The sequence below is a fragment of the Rhizobium tibeticum genome, from assembly GCF_900110205.1.
Lineage (GTDB): Bacteria > Pseudomonadota > Alphaproteobacteria > Rhizobiales > Rhizobiaceae > Rhizobium > Rhizobium tibeticum.
In genome coordinates this window covers 1-21,703 of the sequence record NZ_FOCV01000022.1, presented here as the reverse complement: position 1 = coordinate 21,703, position 21,703 = coordinate 1, and the positions used below count along the sequence as shown (strand labels likewise).

At 61.2% G+C, this 21,703-nt stretch carries 22 protein-coding genes; 13 read left to right on the top strand and 9 right to left on the bottom strand.

The window, feature by feature from the left end:
* Positions 1 to 9: 9 nt before the first annotated feature.
* A complete protein-coding gene (locus BSG20_RS22265; protein ID WP_093041373.1) occupies positions 10 to 843 on the bottom strand; it encodes an IclR family transcriptional regulator in 834 nt (277 codons plus the stop codon).
* A gap of 96 nt (positions 844 to 939) precedes the next feature.
* Between BSG20_RS22265 and BSG20_RS22260 the strand changes: the two genes are divergently transcribed.
* From BSG20_RS22260 to BSG20_RS22235, 6 genes are all read left to right on the top strand, one after another.
* Entirely contained in the window at positions 940 to 2,136 is a 1,197-nt protein-coding gene (locus BSG20_RS22260; RefSeq protein WP_072378496.1) for an aminotransferase class V-fold PLP-dependent enzyme, read from the top strand.
* 40 nt (positions 2,137 to 2,176) lie between these two features.
* Entirely contained in the window at positions 2,177 to 4,009 is a 1,833-nt protein-coding gene (locus BSG20_RS22255; protein WP_072378497.1) for an ABC transporter ATP-binding protein, read from the top strand.
* A 265-nt stretch (positions 4,010 to 4,274) separates the two neighbouring features.
* Positions 4,275 to 4,781 carry a hypothetical protein gene (locus BSG20_RS22250; RefSeq protein WP_072378527.1) on the top strand — a complete coding sequence of 169 codons (507 nt, stop codon included), beginning with the start codon at positions 4,275 to 4,277 and terminating at the stop codon, positions 4,779 to 4,781.
* A gap of 92 nt (positions 4,782 to 4,873) precedes the next feature.
* Entirely contained in the window at positions 4,874 to 5,788 is a 915-nt protein-coding gene (locus BSG20_RS22245) for a DnaJ C-terminal domain-containing protein (RefSeq protein ID WP_072378498.1), read from the top strand.
* A 2-nt stretch (positions 5,789 to 5,790) separates the two neighbouring features.
* Entirely contained in the window at positions 5,791 to 6,123 is a 333-nt protein-coding gene (locus BSG20_RS22240; protein ID WP_072378499.1) for a chaperone modulator CbpM, read from the top strand.
* Positions 6,124 to 6,199: 76 nt separating this feature from the next.
* Positions 6,200 to 6,673, top strand: a complete 474-nt coding sequence (locus BSG20_RS22235; protein ID WP_072378500.1) for a cupin domain-containing protein — start codon at positions 6,200 to 6,202, stop codon at positions 6,671 to 6,673.
* 9 nt (positions 6,674 to 6,682) lie between these two features.
* Here the strand turns inward: BSG20_RS22235 and BSG20_RS22230 are convergent, their stop codons facing one another.
* Positions 6,683 to 7,888, bottom strand: a complete 1,206-nt coding sequence (locus tag BSG20_RS22230) for an ROK family transcriptional regulator (protein WP_072378501.1) — start codon at positions 7,886 to 7,888, stop codon at positions 6,683 to 6,685.
* A gap of 225 nt (positions 7,889 to 8,113) precedes the next feature.
* Between BSG20_RS22230 and BSG20_RS22225 the strand changes: the two genes are divergently transcribed.
* The 6 genes from BSG20_RS22225 to BSG20_RS22200 all read left to right on the top strand — a co-directional run bounded on the left by BSG20_RS22225 (position 8,114) and on the right by BSG20_RS22200 (position 14,171).
* Entirely contained in the window at positions 8,114 to 9,352 is a 1,239-nt protein-coding gene (locus BSG20_RS22225; RefSeq protein WP_072378502.1) for an extracellular solute-binding protein, read from the top strand.
* A gap of 74 nt (positions 9,353 to 9,426) precedes the next feature.
* Positions 9,427 to 10,311 carry a carbohydrate ABC transporter permease gene (locus BSG20_RS22220; RefSeq protein WP_072378503.1) on the top strand — a complete coding sequence of 295 codons (885 nt, stop codon included), beginning with the start codon at positions 9,427 to 9,429 and terminating at the stop codon, positions 10,309 to 10,311.
* Positions 10,311 to 11,156 (top strand): carbohydrate ABC transporter permease, encoded by an 846-nt coding sequence (locus BSG20_RS22215; protein ID WP_072378504.1) that lies wholly within the window; start codon positions 10,311 to 10,313, stop codon positions 11,154 to 11,156. Before BSG20_RS22220 ends, BSG20_RS22215 begins: the two co-directional genes overlap by 1 nt.
* Entirely contained in the window at positions 11,153 to 12,175 is a 1,023-nt protein-coding gene (locus BSG20_RS22210) for an SIS domain-containing protein (protein ID WP_072378505.1), read from the top strand. Before BSG20_RS22215 ends, BSG20_RS22210 begins: the two co-directional genes overlap by 4 nt.
* Positions 12,175 to 13,104, top strand: coding sequence for a PfkB family carbohydrate kinase (locus tag BSG20_RS22205; protein ID WP_072378506.1), 930 nt, complete (start codon positions 12,175 to 12,177; stop codon positions 13,102 to 13,104). The genes BSG20_RS22210 and BSG20_RS22205 overlap by 1 nt, the downstream gene beginning before the upstream one ends.
* Positions 13,101 to 14,171 carry an ABC transporter ATP-binding protein gene (locus tag BSG20_RS22200; RefSeq protein WP_072378507.1) on the top strand — a complete coding sequence of 357 codons (1,071 nt, stop codon included), beginning with the start codon at positions 13,101 to 13,103 and terminating at the stop codon, positions 14,169 to 14,171. Before BSG20_RS22205 ends, BSG20_RS22200 begins: the two co-directional genes overlap by 4 nt.
* 7 nt (positions 14,172 to 14,178) lie before the next feature.
* On the opposite strand, the gene solA is transcribed toward BSG20_RS22200, so the two are convergent.
* The 6 genes from solA to BSG20_RS22170 form a co-directional block, all read right to left on the bottom strand.
* Positions 14,179 to 15,339 (bottom strand): N-methyl-L-tryptophan oxidase, encoded by a 1,161-nt coding sequence (gene solA / locus BSG20_RS22195; protein ID WP_072378508.1) that lies wholly within the window; start codon positions 15,337 to 15,339, stop codon positions 14,179 to 14,181.
* Between the two features lie 10 nt (positions 15,340 to 15,349).
* Complete coding sequence (locus tag BSG20_RS22190) at positions 15,350 to 16,843, bottom strand: HAL/PAL/TAL family ammonia-lyase (protein ID WP_072378509.1); 1,494 nt, start codon at positions 16,841 to 16,843, stop codon at positions 15,350 to 15,352.
* Positions 16,840 to 17,616, bottom strand: coding sequence for an ABC transporter ATP-binding protein (locus tag BSG20_RS22185; protein ID WP_072378510.1), 777 nt, complete (start codon positions 17,614 to 17,616; stop codon positions 16,840 to 16,842). The genes BSG20_RS22190 and BSG20_RS22185 overlap by 4 nt, the downstream gene beginning before the upstream one ends.
* 28 nt (positions 17,617 to 17,644) lie before the next feature.
* A complete protein-coding gene (locus tag BSG20_RS22180; protein WP_072378511.1) occupies positions 17,645 to 18,349 on the bottom strand; it encodes an ABC transporter permease in 705 nt (234 codons plus the stop codon).
* Between the two features lie 9 nt (positions 18,350 to 18,358).
* The gene (locus tag BSG20_RS22175) at positions 18,359 to 19,084 is read right to left on the bottom strand and encodes an ABC transporter permease (protein ID WP_037121137.1); all 726 of its coding nucleotides are present in this window, start codon (positions 19,082 to 19,084) and stop codon (positions 18,359 to 18,361) included.
* Positions 19,085 to 19,184: 100 nt separating this feature from the next.
* Positions 19,185 to 20,027: a transporter substrate-binding domain-containing protein gene (locus BSG20_RS22170; protein WP_024317200.1), complete on the bottom strand. Its 843-nt coding sequence runs from the start codon at positions 20,025 to 20,027 to the stop codon at positions 19,185 to 19,187.
* Between the two features lie 191 nt (positions 20,028 to 20,218).
* Between BSG20_RS22170 and hutC the strand changes: the two genes are divergently transcribed.
* Positions 20,219 to 20,965 (top strand): histidine utilization repressor, encoded by a 747-nt coding sequence (gene hutC, locus BSG20_RS22165; protein ID WP_072378512.1) that lies wholly within the window; start codon positions 20,219 to 20,221, stop codon positions 20,963 to 20,965.
* A 445-nt stretch (positions 20,966 to 21,410) separates the two neighbouring features.
* On the opposite strand, the gene BSG20_RS22160 is transcribed toward hutC, so the two are convergent.
* A partial coding sequence (locus BSG20_RS22160; RefSeq protein WP_143147514.1) for a transposase occupies positions 21,411 to 21,703 on the bottom strand: 293 nt, incomplete at its 5' end.

Below are 21,703 nucleotides of genomic sequence, written 5' to 3'. Positions count from 1 at the left end.
AGGTCCAGGTCAGTGGTTGCGCCATCCCATCAGCGTCTCGATCCGCTGCGCCGACATCCGAACATGTTCGGTGTAGTGGTGCTCGTCGGAACGCACCTTTTGTTCCGGCAGCACGATCGAAATGGTGGCAACGCACTGGCCGTCCCGGTCGCAAACCGGCGACGCGATGCAGGCAACCGCGTAGTCCGACTCGGCGACCTGGATCGACAACCTCTCCCCGAAAGCTTTCCCAGCCGCGTCGGAAAGGGTGCGCGCGTCGATCAAAGCGCGTCCGGTCGGCGACGTTCGGGCGCAACGCTTGAACAGCTCGATCCGCTCGCTCTCGGGCAGATGGCCGACGAGGAGCCTGCCGGATGCGGTCCAGTTCAACGGCACGCGGGTGCCGACGCGCGAAGCGACCTGGAAATGGCTTGGCCCGTCCGCCATGGCAAGCACCAGCATGTAGTCGCCGTCGCGCCCGCAAACCTGCACTGTTTCCCCGGCCTGCCGGCAAAGATCGTGCATTTCATGGGTGGCCACACTCATGAAATCCAGCGACCGGGCATAAGCGAGACCGTAGTGGTAAAGACGAGACCCAAGCCAGATGGATCCATCCGAATTGCGGGCAAGCATGTTTTTTTCGACCAGATCGTCGATGATAACATAGACGGTGGAAAGCGGCGCCCGGACTGCCTTGGCGATTGCGTATGGACCCGCGGGCGTGCCGGTTTCGTAAAGATAATCAATTACCTGCAAGGCACGATCAATTCCGCTGACGCGAGAGCGGCGCGCGCCCTTGGCCTCGGCTGCGCCGACCGACACGGCCTCTTTGAGGGGTGTTGCGGATGAAGTCTTTGTGTCCAATTCAACGCTCCTCGGCTGATTTCGAGAAGCTATTACATTACTATGGCATAGCTGTCGATGGCAATTCGCAGCCGGCCGTCACTTTGGAGAGATAAAATGTCCGATGATTTCCGTACCAAGATCGGCCTGCGCCCGGTCATCAACGTGTCCGGCACGATGACGAGCCTCGGCGCCTCCATCGTTGTTCCCGAAGCGATCCAGGCGATGGGAGCGATCCTGCCGCAATTCGTCGAGATCAACGACCTACAGCGCAAGGCAAGCAAGGTGATTGCGCGGCTAACCGGCGGTGAAGCCGGCTTTGTCACGGCGTCCTGCTCCGCGGGCATCAGCCTTGCTGTCGCCGGTGCCATCACAGGCAACAACCTGCTCGCCATCGAGAAGCTGCCGGATATGACCCCTGAGAAGAACGAAGTCATCGTGCAAATGGGGCATGTGGTGAGCTATGGCGCGCCGGTGGATCAGGCGATCCGGCTTGCCGGCGGCAAAGTCATGCTGATCGGGCAGGCAACGTCGACGCATCGTTTCCACATGGAGGATGCCATTAGCGACAAGACGGCAGCCGCCGTCTATGTCGTGTCCCATCACGTGGTTGACTATGGCCTGCTGCATCTCACCGAATTCGTCGAAATCGCCCATGCCAAGGGCGTTCCAGTCATCGTCGATGCGGCCTCCGAATACGATCTCAGGCTGTTCTTGGCGCAAGGAGCCGATGTCGCGCTTTATTCCGGCCACAAGTTCCTCGGCGGCCCGACCTCGGGCATCGTTGCGGGCAAGAAGGAGCTGGTGCGCAGCGCCTTCCTGCAGAACATGGGGATTGGCCGCGGCATGAAGGTCGGCAAGGAAAGCGTCTATGGCACCATGGCGGCTCTGGAGGCCTGGGAAAAGCGAGACCATGCAGGCATCCGCGAGCGCGAGAGCGGCTATCTTCATCTGTGGAAAGAAACGCTGGGCGAGCGCCCGGGCATTACGGCGCTGATTGAGCCGGACCCCACCAACAACCCGCTCGAGCGCATGCGGGTGATCGTCTCGCCGCAAGAAGCGCATATCACCGCCTGGGATCTTGCCGCAGCGCTCGGCCGCGGCAATCCGCCGGTCATCGTGCGTGACCACGAGGTGGAGCATCACTATTTCTACCTCGATCCGTGCAACCTCCATCCGGGTCAGGAGAAAATCGTCGCTGCCCGCCTGACAGAAGAGCTCGACAAGGCGCGTGCCTCCAACGAAATCATCGCCACGCCGATCGAAAACCGTAGCAGACACCGCTTTGACGGCATGCTGCGCTGGCCGGACTAAGGGTCACTCAGCGGGAAACGAGAAAAGGAAGGAAACGACTATGAGCGCCACGGAGACAAACACAATCCGGTCCGCCGATCCGGTTTTGTCCGTCCAGAAACTCACCACCTCGTTTCTGGTGGATGGCGACTGGAAGCCCGTCGTACGCGACGTTTCCTTCTCTGTGGGGCCGGGAGAGACTGTCGCGATCGTCGGCGAGAGCGGCTCGGGAAAAAGTGTCACCTCGCTCTCCATCATGCGTCTCTTGCAGCCCGATACGAGCCGTATCGAAGGCAAGATTATGCTGGGTGGTCGCGACCTGTTGTCGCTAGCCGAAGCTGAGATGCGCAAGGTGCGCGGAAACGATGTCTCGATGATCTTTCAGGAACCGATGACGAGCCTCAATCCGCTCTTCTCCATCGGCGACCAGATCTCGGAGGCCTTGCTTTGCCACACGGCAATGTCGAAGGCCGAGGCCAAGGCTGAGACGATCCGGCTGCTGGAAAAGGTCCGCATTCCTTCGGCCGCGTCTCGCTTCGACGAGTATCCGCATCGCTTTTCCGGCGGCATGCGCCAGCGTGTGATGATTGCCATGGCTCTTGCCTCCAAGCCAAAGCTGCTGATCGCGGACGAACCGACGACGGCACTCGACGTGACGATCCAGGGCCAGATCCTCGACCTCATCAAGATGCTGCAGGACGAAGAGGGGACGTCGGTGCTTTTCATTACCCATGACATGGGCGTCGTTGCCGAAATCGCCGACCGCACGGTCGTCATGTATCGCGGCGAGCAGGTGGAGACCGGCGCCACAGGCGACATCTTCCACCGCGGAAAGCACCCCTATACCCGCGCTTTGCTGTCTGCTGTACCGATCCTCGGGTCGATGCAGGGATGCGAGCGGCCATTGCGCTTTCCTGTTGTCAACATCGCGACGGGTGAAGCAGACACGCAAGTGGAGGTGCCCGACACCGTTGCCAAGGACAAGCCCATCCTTGAGGTGAAGGGATTGACCAAGCGGTTTGACATCCATTCGGGGCTGTTTGGACGGTTAAGCGGCCGTGTGCATGCCGTCGAGAACGTCTCCTTCGACCTTTTTGCTGGCGAGACGCTTTCGTTGGTCGGCGAGTCCGGCTGCGGCAAATCAACGACCGGCCGCGCCATCATGCGGTTGATCGAACCGAGTTCGGGAGCCGTCATCGTTGAAGGCCGCGACATGCTCGCGCTCGACAAGCGGGAAATGCGCAACATGCGCAAGTCCATGCAGATGATTTTCCAGGACCCGTTTGCATCGCTCAATCCGCGCATGACGGTCGGCCAGGCGATTGCAGAGCCATATCTCGAGCACAGGATGGGCACGGCCAAAGATGCAAAGGACGTGGTCGCCGACATGCTGGTGAAGGTGGGCCTGACGCCCGACATGGCGAGCCGCTATCCGCATGAATTTTCCGGCGGCCAGCGACAGCGTATCTGTATCGCAAGGGCGCTGGCGCTTCAACCCAAGGTCATCGTCGCTGATGAGAGTGTCTCGGCGCTCGACGTCTCGATCAAGGCGCAGGTCATCAACCTGATGCTCGACCTGCAGCAAAGCCTCGATCTGGCCTTCCTGTTTATCTCCCATGACATGGCTGTCGTCGAGCGCGTCAGCCACCGGGTGGCCGTGATGTATCTTGGCGAGATCGTCGAGATCGGACCTCGTGTGGCCGTCTTCGGCAATCCACAGCACGAATACACCAAAAAGCTTATGGCCGCCGTTCCGGTGCCAGATCCGGACCGGCGCCGCCAGAAACGCATGGCCGCGACCGAGGAGTTGAAAAGTCCGATCCGGCCAGTAGAATACGAGGCGGGACGGCGCGAGTATCGAACTGTTTCGCCTGGACATCTCGTCATAGCCTAGCAGTTTCGGGGTTGATCAGCATTTTTCTCCTCACATGAGGTACCCGCCGGGCGGGTGACCTGGCGGCAAGCACCCAAGACTATCCGGCAAACCCAGCCAGAGCCCTTTAGACATTTCGGTTTGGCTGTTGTGTGAAAGTCTTCCTGGCAAAACTGGCTGAAATCGCCGGGCCTTGCGCATCTTGCTCGCATTTTGGTTAGCGTCTGCATTGAGGGGAACTTTTGAGCATTCTGAGGCATTCTTGAGCATCTTCAAGGAGGACGTCATGAAGTGCTGGCGATACACTGCTGTCACGGCGCTGTTTTGGATGGTGACGGGAGGCGCATATGCCGATGAGGCGCCTTTCCTTCAATCGCTGGCCGGCGATTGGACGGGCGGAGGCATGATGAAGCGCTCCACAACCTCGTCCCCCATCAACCTCAGCTGCAACTTCAAGACCGAGGCGAGTGGCGAGGCGTTTTCGATGAAGGGGATTTGCCGTGGGATGATCGTCGTCACGCGAGCGGTTTCTGCCAACATCAAGGTCAATGGCACGCAATATGCCGGCAGTTACATCGGCCCCTCAGGGGGCGTTTCCGGCCTGCGCGGGACGCGCAGCGGCGACGCTATTAATCTCGCCGTGCGCTGGTCGAGGGTGATCAACGGAGATCGCAGCGCGAACATGACAATCCAGCGCCTGGATGCCGATGCGATCCGTATCCGAACGGTCGATATGGATCCGGCGTCCGGCCAGCAAGTGGTGACAAGCGATCTCAACCTGCGTCGCGACTGACCTTGTTTGACAACCTCTCGTCGCAGCAAGTCGGGCAACCTATATAGAGCCCAAAAGGCTGGCGATTTCCGCCGACTGAACCGGAGACATGTATGAGCCGCGACCCGTACGAGCTTCTCGGCGTGAAAAAGGACGCCACGCAGAAAGACATTCAAAGCGCGTTTCGCAAGCTCGCCAAGAAACTTCACCCCGACCTTAACCCCGGCGACAAGAAGGCAGAGGACCGTTTCAAGGAGATTTCGGCTGCTTATGAGCTGCTGAGCGACGAAGAAAAGCGCGGGCGCTTCGATCGCGGCGAGATCGACATGACGGGCGCCGAGCAGGCGCAACGCCACTATTACCGGGACTATGCCTCGACGGCGGGCGCTGACAATCCTTACCACAACAGCGCCGGTTTTGCCGATTTCGGCGACAGCGACGACATCTTCTCAAGCTTCTTTTCGCGGCGGGCCCGCAGTAGCGAATTCCGGGCACAAGGCCAGGACCGACACTACGCCATGGAGGTCGATTTCCTCGATGCCGTCAACGGCACGAAGACACAGATCCGCTTGCCCGATGGGCCGGCGCTCGATTTGCAGATACCGCCGGGAACGCGTGACGGCCAGACGCTCAGACTTCGAGGCAAGGGCGAGCCCGGTATCGGTGGCGGCCCGTCCGGAGATGCGCTCGTCGAAATTCGCGTGCGCCCGCATCGCTTCTATATCCGTGACGGTGACGATATCCGCTTCGATCTGCCCATTACGCTGCGTGAGGCGGTGCTCGGCGGCAAGGTGCGCGCACCGACGCCGTCGGGTCCCGTCAATCTCACACTGCCGCCGCACTCGAATACAGGAAAGCTCCTGCGGCTGAAGGGCAAGGGCATTCCGAAGAAAGGCGGGGGCGTTGGAGATATCTATATCTCGCTGAAGATCGTGCTGCCGGATGCGCCGGATCAAAAACTCACTGACTTCATGACCGGCTGGACGGCGGGCGATACGCAGGATCCGAGAAAGGGCATGGGAGAATAGCCATGGATGATCTTGAATTCCGCCGTTTTCTGAAGATCGACGTGACGGTGCTTGAGGTCTGGGTCGAGCAGGGATGGTTGCTGCCGCAGAGACGTGACGGCACCCGCGATTTTCGCGATACCGATGTCGCGCGGGCGCAGCTCATCCTCGACCTGACCCGAGACATGGGCGTCAACGACGCCGGCGTCGACCTCATCATGGACCTCGTCGATCAGATTCACGGATTGCGCGGAACGCTTCGCGAATTGCTTACCGCCATGGAGGAGCAGGACGAGGAGGTCAAGCGCAGGCTGCGTGGCAAGCTGGACGATCTCGCCGGCATCCGAGGCCTTTGACCAATCGCCTATTGACTTGTGCTCGCCGGGCCTGGCGATATCATCTCGAAAGACGGACTATCCTCGGGAGGCGAAAATGACCCAGGATCACCATCACGATCCGATCGACTGGCGCGAGCATGGCGTAAAGGTCATTCCGGGCAATTCACTTGACCCCAATACCGCGCAGACGCCCGGAATGGACCGAGCGACGGCGATCAACCATGCACGCGCGGGGGCCGAGAAGATCTGGGCCGGCACCGTCACCATCCACGCGAACGCGAAGACCGGCGCCCATCATCACGGCGATCTCGAAAGTATCATCTATGTCGTGAAGGGAAAGGCGCGCATGCGCTGGGGCGACCATCTCGAATTTACCGCGGAGGCGGGTCCCGGTGATTTCATCTATGTACCGCCTTATGTCCCCCATCAGGAAATCAATGCCAGCCGTGACGAAACTCTCGAATGCGTCGTCGTCCGGTCCGGCCAGGAGCCAGTCGTCGTCAATCTCGATATCGAGCCGGTCGAAAAACCGGAGGACGTGCGGTGGATCGATCCGATCCACCGGTAGCAGAAGCCCTCACGGCGAATCCTTGAGAATGGCCGCAAAGCTTGGATCGAAGGCGCGGCTGATCGGATCGGCGGCCGCGCCAAGTGCGACGGCCCACGGATCAGTCATGCCAAGCTGGAAACGAGGAATGACCCGGTGACGGCGATCGGCGATGGATGGGGAGAGAGGATGCATGGCCTCGACCAGACGTCGCGCCAGGGCCTCAGGCGCACCACCGCAGAGTATGACGGTCTGCGGATCGAAGATCGATTCGATCAGATGCACGCTCCAGCGCAGATCCATCACCGCTTCCTCGATCCAGCTGTTAATTCTCGCATCGTTGTTCAGCGTGAGTTCGTTCACCATCGCATAGACGCCGGGATCTGCCGGATCGATTGCCAGATGCTGGTAGAGTGAGGCGAGTGAGGCGCGATGTTCGAGCGGTGTCGGACTGCCGCTGGCCGAAAGGAGCGCCATGCCGATTTCGCCGGCATTCCCATGCGCACCGCTATAGAGTTCGCCGCCGAGGATCAGGCCGGCACCGATGCCGTAGCCGAGATAGAGGCAGACGGCGTGATCGAGCCCGTGGGCAGCGCCGACCATGCGCTCAGCCGTCGCGCACGCGGCCGCATCGTTTTGCAGACGAACGCCAAGGCCTGTGCCTGTCGCAAGCGTTTCCAGCAGCGGAAATTTTTGCCAGGCCGCCATCATCCAGGGATCGTCGCCGGTCACCTCGACGCCGAAGGGGCCGGGCATTGCCGCGCCCAGACCAACGAGCCGGCCCTCCGATTGGGCAACCAGGCCCGCAAGTTCACGGCGAACCTTGTCAATGAGCTTTAGAATGACCGCTGCCCCACGCGAGGGGCCACCTGGCGGCAGGTTCGCCTCAGCCCGGGTCAGCACATTGCCGACAAGATCGACGGCGATGGCACGGCTCACGTGACGATCAATCTGCAGCCCGATCGCAAACGCCCCCTCCGGCACCAGTCGAAAAGGTGTCGATGGCTGGCCCCTGCCCTTGCGGATGGCCTCCTGCGCTGTGACCAGCCCGTCCTGCTCAAGTTCGTCGATGATATTCGACACGGTCTGCTTGGTGAGCTTCGTGGCGCGCGCCAGATCCGCGCGTGAAAGCGGCCCATTCATCCTCAAGGCGTCCATCATCACCCGCCTGTTGTGGGCGCTGGTGCCTTCGTGATTGGTGCCGCTCTTTGCCCGTATTGGGCGCGTGTCGTTCATCCTGAATTCCCTCTTGACAGCAATAGAATATTGAAGAACAAATAAGTCAAGACAATTGACTTAATAAGGAACCGAAGAGTTCCAGGGAACGCAAAGAGCCAAAAAAAACGGCTCCGTCGACGCTCCGAATCTGGCAGCCCGGCAAGCCGGGTGTCATTTCGACAGCTGACGGCGGCGACAGCCGCCCTCAGGAATTGGGTGAATGTCAAGAAACTGGAGGCTGGAATGTTGAAATCCCTAAACAAGACGCTGCTTGGCGCAGCACTGATCGGCGCATCGTTTGCGCCGCACGCCTTTGCTGAAACGGCGATCAACGCGCTGTTCATGGCGCAGGCGGCCTATAGCGAGGCTGACGTCCGCGCCATGACGGATGCTTTTTCAAAGGCGAACCCCGACGTCAAGGTCAATCTCGAATTCGTTCCCTACGAGGGGCTACATGACAAGACCGTGCTCGCTCAAGGGTCCGGCGGCGGTTATGACGTCGTCCTCTTCGACGTCATCTGGCCGGCCGAATACGCAACCAACAATGTGCTGGTCGACGTCTCCTCGCGCATCACCGATGACATGAAGAAGGGCATTCTGCCCGGCGCATGGACGACGGTTCAGTACGACAGCAAATATTATGGCATGCCGTGGATCCTCGATACCAAGTACCTGTTCTACAACAAGGAAATCCTGGAGAAGGCCGGTATCAAGACCCCGCCGAAGACCTGGGACGAGCTGAGCGAACAGGCAAAGATCATCAAGGACAAGGGCCTGCTGGCGACGCCGATCGCCTGGAGCTGGTCGCAGGCCGAAGCCGTGATCTGCGATTACACGACACTCGTCAGCGCCTATAAGGGCGACTTCCTGAAGGATGGCAAGCCGGACTTCCAGAATGGCGGCGGTCTCGACGCGCTGAACTATATGGTGTCCAGCTACAAATCCGGCCTGACGAACCCGAACTCCAAGGAGTTCCTGGAAGAGGATGTCCGTAAGGTCTTTCAAAACGGCGATGCCGCCTTCGCGCTGAACTGGACCTACATGTACAACATGGCGAACGACCCGAAGGACAGCAAGGTCGCTGGCAAGGTCGGCGTTGTTCCGGCGCCGGGCGTTGCGGGCAAGAGCGAAGCGTCGGCCGTCAACGGCTCGATGGGCCTTGGCATAACCACTGCCAGCAAGCATCCGGATGAGGCTTGGAAGTACATCGCATTCATGACCTCCCAGGCGACCCAGAACCAATACGCCAAGCTCAGCCTGCCGATCTGGGCCTCCTCTTACGAGGATCCGGCGGTGACGAAGGGTCAGGAAGAAATGATAGCAGCGGCCAAGATCGGACTCGCCGCTATGTATCCACGCCCGACCACGCCGAAGTATCAGGAACTCTCGACCGCCCTGCAGCAAGCAATCCAGGAATCCCTGCTCGGCCAGTCCTCGCCGGAAGACGCCCTGAAGTCGGCAGCCGACAACAGCGGTCTTTAAGCGATACAACCGTCCAGGCGGCCCGCGCCGCCTGGCTCCACTGTAACAATCCGATGAATTGAGAGGCGCGCCCCATGTCCGGCACCTGGATGACGACCCGCGCGTGGCTTTTGATGTTGCCGCTGCTTGTCGTGATGATCGCGGTCATCGGATGGCCGCTGGTCGATACGATCGGCCTGTCTTTCACTGACGCCAAGCTTGTCGGCACCGCCGGCAACTTCGTCGGCATCGACAATTACGTGAAGATGATCTCCGGGTCGAATTTTCAGCGAAGCTTGATCACGACCACTTGGTTCGCCGTGATTTCGGTCGCCGCCGAAATGGTGATCGGCGTGCTTGCAGCGCTTCTCCTCAACCAGCAATTTCGCGGCCGCGCGCTGTTGCGTGCCCTGATGATCCTTCCCTGGGCGCTGCCAACGGTCGTCAACGCCACGCTCTGGCGGCTGATCTACAATCCGGAGTACGGCGCGCTTAACGCAGCACTAACGCAAATCGGCCTGATCGACGCCTATCGCTCGTGGCTCGGCGAACCGGGAACGGCACTTGCCGCCCTGATCGTCGCAGACTGCTGGAAGAACTTTCCGCTGGTGGCCTTGATTGCGCTCGCTGCCTTGCAGGCAGTCCCGCGTGACATCACCGCCGCCTCGCTGGTCGATGGCGCGGGCCCCTTCGCCCGCTTTCGCTTCGTGATCCTGCCCTATCTCGCCGGTCCGTTGATGGTGGCGCTGGTGCTGCGCACCATCGAAGCCTTCAAGGTGTTCGACATCATCTGGGTGATGACCCGTGGCGGCCCGGCCAACAGCACAAGAACATTGTCGATCCTCGTCTATCAGGAGGCGTTTTCATTCCAACGTGCGGGCTCCGGCGCCTCGCTGGCACTGATCGTCACATTGCTGGTAACGCTGCTTGCCGTCGCCTATGGCGCGCTGGTGCGCAAGACTGCAGGGAGTGCCGCCTGATGGAACGCAAGAGCGCGATCTTTTCAGCCTTCGTCTATGTCTGCGCCCTGTTGCTTGCCGCCATCATCTTGGCGCCGATACTGTGGCTGTTCGTCATGAGCATCTCGCCGGCGGCCGATCTTGCCGCAAAGCCGCTGCCATGGTGGCCGCAGTCGGCTGATTTCTCGCGTTACGGCGTTCTGCTGTCGACCATCGAAAACAGCGCGGGTGCCGCCTTCACCTCGTCGCTCAGAAACAGCATCGAGGTTGCCGGAATGGCGACGATCGCCGCGATCGCGCTTGCCATACCGGCGGGTTGGGCTGTGTCGCGCACCCCTTCGGTCGGCTGGTCGCTGTCGATGGTGGTTTCGACCTACATGCTGCCCCCGGTCGCGCTTTCCGTGCCGCTCTACATGGGCCTGTCGTATCTCGGCATGTTGAACAACGTCTTCGGCCTTGCACTGGTTTATCTGACGATCCTCGCGCCCTTCACCACGTGGCTCATGAAATCAGGCTTCGATTCCATACCGAAAGAGATTGAAGCTGCCGCGATGATCGATGGCGCAGGCCTGTTCCAGACCTGGAAGATCATCACTCTGCCGCTCGCAATGCCGGTCGTTGCGACCTCGGCGCTGTTTGCCTTCCTGCTGGGGTGGGACGAATTTTTCTACGCGCTGCTCTTCACCTCCGATCAGCGCGCCAAGACACTCACGGTTGCCATTGCCGATCTGGCCGGCGGCCGTGTGTCCGATTACGGATTGATCGCAACCGCCGGTGTGCTCGCCGCCCTGCCGCCGGTGCTCATCGGTCTCGTCATGCAACGCGCCCTGATTTCCGGGTTGACCAGCGGCGGCGTGAAGGGATGACAAGCACCATGGAAGCGACACGACCAACCGGCCTGATTGCAATCGATCGCGAGATGGCGCGTCAGCATGCGGATGCGCTGGCGTCCTACGATGGCGCAAAGCTAACGGCTCGGGACATCGCCGCCTCGCTGAAGAAGAACGGCAGCCTCCTTCTCCTCGGCATGGGCGGATCTCATGCCGTCGGTCGCGCAGTCGAGCCGCTCTACCGCGCACTCGGCATCGACGCGATCGCTCTACCCCTTTCTGAACAGCTGGGGCAACCGCTATTGCTCGACGGCAGAACCGTCATCATTACCTCTCAATCGGGCGAAAGCGCCGAAGTCGTGCGTTTTTTCACCGAGACCGGAGGCGGCGCTGACACGTTCGGCCTGACGCTGGAGGCAGGATCATTTCTCGCGCGCATGGCACCTTCCCTCGGCGGTGCTGGAGGCTCAGAGTTGGCGTTTGCAGCGACCCGCAGCCTGACAGTCTCCTTTGCCCTGCATCTGGCGGTGCTGGCGGCCCTTGGCGACGATCCGGCCGCCGCGCTTGCCGCTCTGACGTCGCCCGAGCGAGCGGACATCGATGCCGCCCTTGCAGCTTTGGATGGCGTGGCGACCGTCGTCACGTCGGGACGGCGCCTGCAGGGCCTTGCCGAGGCGCTGGCACTTGGCCTGACGGAACTCGCCCGTCTCCCCTGCTTTTCGCTCGAGGGCGGGCAGTTGCGGCATGGACCCATGGAAATGCTCGGCCCGGCGATCGGCGTCATCCTTTTCCGAGGCCACGACCGCACTGCAAGCTTGGTCACCGCCATGGCGGTATCGGCGGTCGAAACCGGCGCTCCGGTCATCATCTTCGATGCATCTGGCGAAGAGCCTGTTGCTGGCGCCGTTACCATCGGCTTCAGGCCGGCTTCCGGTCTTGCCGCGATCTTCGCGATGCTGCCTGTCGCACAGCGGTTGATGATTGCCTTTGCCGATGCGCGGGTTGACAACGCCGGTACGCCGGTGCGTTCGACAAAGATCACCCGGAGCGAATGATGCGTCCTCTTGCTGTCATCGGAAACGTCAATATCGACCTTATTCTCGGTCCCGCAGCCCCCTGGCCGAAGGCCGGCACCGAGATCATCGTCGATCATGACGAATTGCGCGTGGGCGGAGCGGCCGGCAACAGCGCGCTCGCCTGGAATGGTCTCGGCGTCGAGTTCGAGATCGCGGCCAATGTCGGTAACGATCAGTTCGGCCGCTGGCTGAGCGAGGCCTTCGCAAAGCGCTCCGCGAAATGGCCGGTACGCGCCGAGCAAACGACGCTTTCTGTCGGCATCACGCATCCCGATGGCGAGCGCACCTTCTTTACCACGCGTGGCCATCTACCTCGATTCAGCCTGGCCGATGTGCTCGCCGTTCTCGACGGCGCCAAGCTTTCAGGCGGCTATGCGTTGCTGTGCGGCTCGTTCCTGACGGACGATCTCACGCGCCAATACGATGCTTTCTTCAACTGGGCTGATCAGCACAAGATCGCGGTCGCGCTCGATACCGGCTGGCCGCTCGACGGCTGGACGAGCGACAATTGCGATGCCACGCGACGTTGGCTGTCGCGCTGCGCAATCGCGCTTCTCAACGAAGTGGAGTCCACCACGCTTGCTGGCCTCGACGATCCGGTCGAAGCGGCAATCGAAATCCGATCGCATATGCCGGACGGCGCGATCGTCGTCGTCAAGCGCGGACCAGATGGGGCGCTGGCGATCGGCGCGGACGGGCAAAACATCTCGGTTACGGCCCCCTCGGTCAAGGTCGTCGATACGATCGGCGCCGGAGACGTCTTCAATGCGGGCTTTCTTGCAGCGTTGGCGCAAGAAAGATCTCTCGCTGACTGCCTGGCGGCGGGAACCGAGGTCGCCTCGCGGGCCATTTCCACGCTTCCCCGCAACTACGGCGGTCAATCAATGTCGGAGGAAACCGCTCCATGAGTGCGCTTGAAATCGTCAATATCCGCAAGACATACGGCGACGTCGAAACCCTGAAGGGCATCGACATTGCGCTCGAAAGCGGCGAATTTCTCGTGCTGCTCGGCTCCTCGGGCTGTGGCAAGTCGACCCTGCTCAATATCATCGCAGGTTTGGCCGAAGCCACCAGCGGCGACGTGCGCATCGGCGCGCGCTCGGTCCTTGGCGTGCATCCGAAGGATCGCGATATCGCCATGGTCTTCCAGTCCTATGCGCTTTATCCGAACCTGACTGTCCACCGCAATATCGGCTTCGGCCTTGAAATGCGCAAGGTTCCAGCCGTCGCGCGTGACCAGGCCGTACGCGATGCCGCCAAGCTGCTCCAGATCGAAAGCCTGCTGGAACGCAAGCCAAGCCAGCTGTCCGGCGGTCAACGCCAGCGCGTTGCGATCGGCCGGGCTCTGGTGCGCAAGCCGGAGGTCTTCCTGTTCGATGAACCACTGTCCAATCTCGATGCTAAATTACGCATGGAGATGCGCACCGAACTCAAGCGCCTGCATCAGATGCTCAAGACCACGGTCGTCTACGTAACGCACGACCAGATCGAGGCCATGACGCTTGCCACCCGCATCGCGGTCATGCGCGACGGGCGGATCGAACAGCTTGGCACCCCATCAGAGATTTACGACCGGCCCGCAACCCTCTACGTCGCCACCTTTGTCGGTGCCCCGCCAATGAACCTTCTAAAGACTACGGCTCGCGGCAGCGAACTTCAGATCGACGGCAGCGAGACCATGCTGCCCCTGCCGGAGGGATTTGAAATCCGGCCCAAGGATGGCCAGAAGCTGATTGCAGGCATACGGCCCGAGGCACTTCGACTTGGCTCGTCCGGCCTCACGATTCCGGTGACGTGCGAGGTTGCCGAATTGACTGGCCCCGAGCTTGTCGTCACCGCTTTCGTCGGCACGCAGCGCCTGACGGCCTGCCTGCCGTCGCGCACGGCATTGGAGAATGGCCAGCAGCTGATGCTTTCCTTTGATCGGGAGGCAATCCACCTCTTCGACGCAGAAACCGGATTGCGCTGCAACTAGCGGATCGTCACGCCGATTTGCGGCCAGCGACAAATCGGTTCATGGCCTCGAAAGAGAACGCGCCAATCGGCAAGCTGGTTTGCCCCTCAAGCGCCAGGTCGGCGAGAATTTCGCCGACGACGCTCGTGAACTTGAAGCCATGCCCGGAACAGGGCGATGCGACGACGACGTTCTTATGGCCAGGAGCTAGGTCGAGCAGGAAATCCTCGCTCGGCAGCATCGTATAGCGGCACGTCACGGCATTGACCCGCAGCCCTGCGGCGGCAGGCACGCGCTTGGAAATAAAGCCATCGAGCAGGGCCGTGTCCGCATCGTTGACCGGAGGGTTGGGTTGGTTGGGATCGATCGGCTCGCGGAAATGCGCATGCCGGCCGACTTTGACGCCGTCGGCACCGATCGCCGGAAAGCCGAAATACGAGCCCTCTGTGCCCTCATCCCGGAGGAAGCACGGCATGCGTTGCGGTTCGGTGGCAAAGCCGTCGCGCGGCTGATACCAGGCAACGACCTGGCGGATTGGCACTGCATGCTCTCTCAATTGCGGAACGAGCTCAGCGATCCATGAACCGGTGGCAACCACGACCTTCCTGGCGCGGTAGTGGCCGTCAGCCGAGCGGATCGTCACACCACCGTCGCCGGGCTCGATCGCTATCACCCGTTCGCCGAAATGAAGGACGGCTCCGTCCTGAGCCGCAAGTTTGAGATAGCCCATGACAGCCGCTTCGGGCCTCAGATAACCGCCCTGAGGATCGAGCACGGCGATGTCTTCTTCATCCAGTTGGAAGGCAGGGAACCGACGCGCCATGTCCGCCCTATCGAGGACCTCGTGCGCCAACCCGTGCATCTTGCAGGACGCGCGCGTTCCCGCAACGATCTTGCTGCTCTCGGCGCCAATCTGGAGGACGCCGGTAATGGTCAAAATGTCTGTACGAAGCCGGGCCTCCAGATCGCGCCAATTGCGATAGGCGCGCCGTAAAAGCGGCACATAGGATGGATCTTCGAAATAGCCGAGCCGGATCAGGCGGCTGTCCCCATGCGAGGAGCTGAGCGCGTGGGCGGGGAAATAAGCGTCGATGCCAATCGTTCTGGCGCCGCGCGCTGCGAGAAAGGAAAGTGCCGCACTTCCCATGGCCCCGAGGCCGATAACGGCAACGTCGAATTCAGCTGTCATTTCTGTTTCCTCAGCTCGCGGCCGGCGGCGCTTCTTCCCGGATCATGGTGCGGACCGCTTCCATATCGCCGGCAAGCGGACGATCGTCGCCATAATGCGGAACGACCTGGCGTACGGCATGGTGGATCGCATCCGTCCCCTTGGCGCGCGCCGCCGTTGACGCAAGGAAGTCATGCGCTTGGGCGGCCGCCATTAACTCGATTGCAACGATATATTCCGCGTTGTCGATCACCGACAGAAGCTTGTTTGCCGCAGCCGTCGGGTGCGCAAGAAAATCCTCCTGGAGACCGGAGGTCAGGCCGCCGTCGGTGGAAGCGGGTGCGGCCAGCCTGCGGTTCTCGTTGCTGAGCGCAGCCGCGGTATATTGCGCGATCATGAAGCCGGAATTGCTGCCGGCGTCGCTCGCCAGGAACGGCGGCAGGCCGCTGACCAGCGGATTGACGAGCCGGTCCATGCGACGCTCGCTCATGGCAGATATCTGCGTGATGGCGATCGCCAGGCTGTCCGATGCCTGAGCAAGCGCGGGCGCCACGGCATGGGCCTCTGATGAGACAATCGGATTTTCGGGCGTCCCTGAGACGGCCGGATTATCCGTGACGGAGGCAAGTTCGCGATCGACAACGTCAGACGCATTGTCAAAGACGTCGCGAGCCGCACCATGGGCATGCGGGATCGAGCGTAGGCTGAGTGCATCCTGCGTGCGCTTTCCGAGCGCTGCTGCGACCAGACCGCTGCCAAAAAGGCGTCGTCTCAACGACGCCCCAACATGCGCGATGCCGCGCGACGGACGAAGCGCCAGGACGGCTTCGTCGAAGGCCGCCATCTGGCACCCGGATGCCTCCAGCGTCAGCGCCGCGACCGCATCCGCCCAGTCGAGCAGATCGCTCGCGCGCGCCAATGCGACGCTGGCTAGACCGGTTGCACAGGCCGTACCGTTGACGAGGCTCAATCCCTCCTTCGCGCCGAGCACGAGCGGTGCAAGGCCGACGGCGCTCAGCGCCTCGCGGCCGTTCATGCGCTTGCCCGCCACCTGCGCGCTTCCCTCGCCGATGAGGACGAGCGCGGAATGGGCATTGTGCGTGAGATAACCGGCTGAGCCTTTTGACGGGATATCCGGCACGCAGTCGTGCTCCAGAAATGTGATCAAATGGCGGACGATATCGGCCCGCACACCGGAATGGCCGTGGGCAAAATTGGCGATTTGCGCCGCGATGATCGCGCGGACCTCGCGCGCCGCCAACAGCTCCCCAACGCCGCAGGCGTGGCTGAGGATGATGTTGCGTGACAGCCGGCTCTGCGATTGGCGGTCAACCACCGTATCGGACAGCGCCCCAACGCCGGTATTGATGCCATAGGCGCGCACGCCTATCTCGACGATGCGTTCGACGATATGACTGGCATTGTCGACCCGGGCCCAAGCAGCAGACGAAAGCGCAAGCGTCTCGCCCGCTGCGACGCGTGCCACGTCGCGCCAGCCGATCCGTGTGTCGATGGTGACCGTCATTGCCCGCTTCCGAAATGCCCGATGAATTGGCGGAAGGCGGGCGACGCGCCGCCGCCGAACATCTCGTCCGGCGTGCCGCTGCTTTCGACCAGGCCTTCCTTCATGAAGACAACGCGGTTGGAGACATTGCGGGCAAAGCTCATCTCATGCGTAACGACCAGCATGGTCATCCCCTCCTCGGCAAGCGCGCGCATGACACGCAGCACTTCACCGACGAGTTCCGGGTCGAGCGCCGAGGTCGGTTCGTCGAAGAGCATGACTTTCGGTCTCATCGCCAGCGCCCGGGCGATCGCGGCGCGCTGCTGCTGACCACCCGACAGATGCGCAGGATAGGCATGGCGCTTGTCAGCGATGCCGACCTTTTCAAGCAGCACCTCGGCCTCGGCGATGCACTCAGCGCGCGGGCGCTTCAGGACGTGGACCGGCCCCTCGATGACGTTCTGGAGGATCGTCATGTGCGACCAGAGGTTGAACGACTGGAAGACCATGCCCAATTCCGAGCGAATGTGGTCGACCTGTTTCTGGCTGGCAGGCCGGCTTGTGCCGCCCTTGTGTATCATGCGGATCTGCTCGCCATCCACCCAGATCTCGCCGTCGCTTGCCGTCTCCAGCAGGTTGATACAGCGCAGGAAAGTGGACTTGCCGGAGCCGGAGGCTCCAAGCAGCGAGATGACGTCGCCATCCTGGGCATCGAGAGAGATGCCGCGCAGGACCTCGTGCGTGCCGAAGCTCTTGCGGATGTTGCGGACGGAAAGTCGGGTAACGCCTGGCATGAAAGCTCCAATCGTGTCCGTTCAGCTCTCAGGCTTTCAACGCCGGCGGAATCGCGCGGCGGTGTCGCGAGAGCGAATATTCGAGCAGGGACATCGCCTGCAGAATGATGAAGTTGAGAACAAGGTAGATGATGGCCGCACAGAGGAATATCTCCATCGTGCGGTAGGTCTGCGAGATCAGCCGCTGCGCCACGCCGGTCACTTCCCATACGGTCACCAGGCTCGCGAGCGCCGTCGATTTCATCATCAGGACGATCTCGGTGGAATATGCCGGCAGCGCGTGGCGGAAGGCGATCGGCGCCAGGATGCGACGCACGAGAAGAGCACCCGACATGCCGATCGAACGCGCCGCCTCGATCTCGCGCGGAGAGACGGCGCGAATGCCGCCGCGGAAAATCTCGGCCGTATAGCCGGCCGTGCAGAGCGCCAGGGAAAGAACGGCGCAAACGAACGGTTCGCGCAAGAACGTCCAGAGGAACGAGTAGCGGATGAAGCCGAACTGACCGAGCCCGTAAAAAACAAGGAACATCTGGATCAGAAGCGGCGAGCCGCGAAAGATGAAGATGTATCCCTTGGCAATGGCTGCAAGTAGCGGATTGCCACCGACGCGCATCCAGACAATCAGGAGTGCCAGAATACCGCCGGAGACGATCGAGACGGAAAACAGCGCCAAGGTCATCGGGACGGCCTTGAGCAGCGTGGTCATCGTCTGGGTGAGAAAAGCGAAATCCATCGGACTACCTCACGCCTTTCCCATGGCCGCTGTCGGCATGCTACGATTGGCCCGCCGCTCGGCGCCGTTGAAGATGCGGTCGGAAAGGCTCGTCAGGATGAGATAGAGAGCGCCGCCAACGATGAAGAACAGGAAATACTGTCGCGTGGAACCGGCCGCGACCTGGCTGGTGCGCATCAGCTCCGCCAGGCCCGTCACCGAGATCAGCGCCGAATCCTTGAGGCTGAGCTGCCAGACGTTGCCAAGGCCGGGGATTGCGAAACGCAGCACCTGCGGGATGATAATTCGGCGAAACCGCAGGCCACGATGCATGCCGATGGCCGATGCCGCCTCCAGTTCGCCCTTGGAAATGGCAAGGTATGCCCCGCGGAAAACTTCCGCCTGGTAGGCGCCGGAGATGATGCCGACGGCCAGTGCACCGGCGAGGAAGGAGGGTAGCCCGAGGAAGCCCTCGTAGCCCATCGCCTTGCCGATCGAGGTGACCGCGGAGGACCCCCCGAAATAGATGAGATAGATGATGAGCAATTCCGGCACGCCGCGAAAGACGGTCGTGTAGACGTTACCGAGTGCGACAAGGGACGTCTTGCCAGAGAGCTTTGCAGCAGAGATTATCGCACCAAGCACAGCGCCGATCGCAAGCGCACTTGCCGTCACGCAGAGCGTCATCAGTGCGGCCAGCAGAAGCAGTGCGCCCCATCCGGTCGAGCCGAATCCAATCAGTTCCAGTGTTGCCATATCACATCCCCCGCGCCCGCCGCTGTTTCGGCGGTGTCAGAATAGCATGCGGCCCCCGGCATTGAAGCCGGAGACCGGGACTTCCGGCCTGCGCCGGAAATCAGTTCTGCGGGCTGACGTCGACCTTGAACCACTTCATCGACAGATTCTTCACGGTGCCGTCGGCGAGCGCGGACTTGATCGCTTCGTTGAACTTGTCACGAAGATCCGTGTCTGCCTGGCGGACGCCGAGGCCTTCACCCTCGCCCCAGATCGGGCCGACAATTTCAGGGCCGGTAAAGGCCAGGCTGTCGTTTGCGGACTGGAAGGCATTGGCAAAATAGACGGCATCGTCAAAGCCGAGGTCGATGCGTCCGTTCTGCAGATCGAGATCGCGGTCGGCGCCGGTCTTATACTCTCGAATCTCGGCAATGTCGCCGAAATTGTCGTAGACGAACTTCGCATAAACGGTCGCTGCCTGAATGCCGATCGTCTTGCCCTTGAAGGCTTCCTTCAGCGCATCGACTTCCTTAACGCCGGTCTGACCGGGCGTCATCTTGATCGTCGCGCCGGTGCCGGCTGCGTTTGCAAGCGGACTATCCTTGGCGGTTGCGAAAGCTGCAGGCGTGGCAGCGTAGGGAATGGTAAATCCGATGACCTTCTTGCGGTCCTCGGTGATCGACAGGGCATCCATGATGACGTCGAACTTGCCCGCATTGAGCGCCGGGATCATGCCGTCCCAGTCGGAAGCGACGAGCTTGCATTCGATCTTGGCGCGTTCGCACAGAACCTTGGCAAGCTCGGGCTCGAAGCCGCCGAGCGTGCCGTCGGCATTGGTCATATTCCATGGCGCATAAGCGCCCTCAAGCGTAATCGTGGCAGTCTTCCAGTCCTTGGCGGCAACGGGCGCGGCAAAGGCCGAAAGCGCAAAAGCGCTGGAAAGAAGAAGCGCGCTGAATTTCATCGGTTGGATCTCCTCTGAAGTGACAATTGACTTGCAGTTCGACACCGGTCTTCGCCGGCTTGCTCGATGCCGGCCTTTTACTTGGCCGATCTTTCGAGAGGTTGTATAGGGTACCATATGAGATATTTTGTGTTATGCAAGAGGAAAGTCGATTTATCGAGCGGATTCCGCTGTTGCAAAAGGAATGAGCAATGAAGCGCCCAAGCGAGATGAAGCGGGACAACGATACCGCACCGCTCTATGCCGGTGTCAAGCAGATGATTCTCGACCGCATCCATAGCGGCGAGTGGCCCCCGAAGCATCGTGTGCCTTCTGAAAACGAACTGGTGAGCGAACTTGGCGTCAGCAAGATGACCGCCAATCGTGCGCTGCGTGAACTTGCAACCGAGGGCGAACTGGTCCGCATCCAGGGCGTCGGCTCCTTTGTCGCGGAACGCAAGGGTTATTCGGCTCTGTTCGAGGTGCGCAACATCGCCGAAGAGATTGCCGAACGCGGCCACGCCCATGAGGCCCGCGTCGTGGTTCTCGCCCAGGAAACAGCGTCTCCCGAAACGGCTGACGCGCTCGAACTCGATATCGGCGCGCCTGTGTTTCACTCCTTGATCGTGCACAGCGAAAATGGCGTGCCGGTGCAGATCGAGGACCGTTTCGTCAATCCGTTGGCAGCCCCCGACTATCTCGCGCAAGACTTCGCCTCGCTGACACCGAACGCCTATCTGACGGCTGCTGCCCCGCTCAGTGGGTCGGAACATATCGTCGAGGCAGCAATGCCGCAGTCCTGGGAATGCAAACTGCTGACAATCCTCAAGAGCGAGCCCTGCCTGGCGATACGCCGCCGCACCTGGTCGGGCCGGCGCGTGGTCTCCACGGCCCGCCTCATCTACCCCGGCAACCGCTATCGGCTCGAGGCGCGCACCGGCAAGATGTTCGAGCAATAGCCATTAGGTTGTATATGGAACATCCGGCCAGCACTCGTGCGCATGTCAAGGCAATCCGCGGATAGCCAATCGCAATGGCCCTGCGCAACTCCAGCAGAGCCTCATAGTCCGCGTCCGAGACGGTGGAAGAGCCTGAAAGCGAAAGCGTTGGCGGACGCTCGCCAAGGAGGGCTCGGCGATCGCAGCCTGAAGCGCCTCGTAAGACCGTCGTCTAATAGCGAGATTTGCAAGCGCCTTTTAGGTGCGGGAGGTTGTTTGCCGGGAGCATGGTCGTCTACGCGGTCGACATAGGTCGCCGCATTATGGTATTTCGCGGGACAGTCCTTCCAATGTATGTCTCGCACGCTCCGAACAAACTCGCGGTGCAACGGTCTTAACGGAATGGACCAGCCTCGGTCCCGGCAGGGACGCCTCTTCACGCCGTGGGCGCTACAGAGCTGGAAAGTTAGGTGGCGGCTGTCGCCCTGTTGAAGAGCTCACCGGAGCGAAGCATCGCATGCATGATGACGGCGAGTTTGCGGGCGACAGCGACAGCGGAACGTTTGAAGCCGATCTTCTCGCGTAGTTTTATGCCCCAACTGCGCAAATCGCTGTCCGCCCGGCTGCGTGTCAGGATCACGACCGCGGCTTCATAGAGAAGGGAACGCACATGGGTGTCTCCACGTCGGGAGATATGGCCATCATAGTCTACCTCGCCGGACTGATAGCGCCGCGTCGTCAACCCCAGCCAGGCGCCCA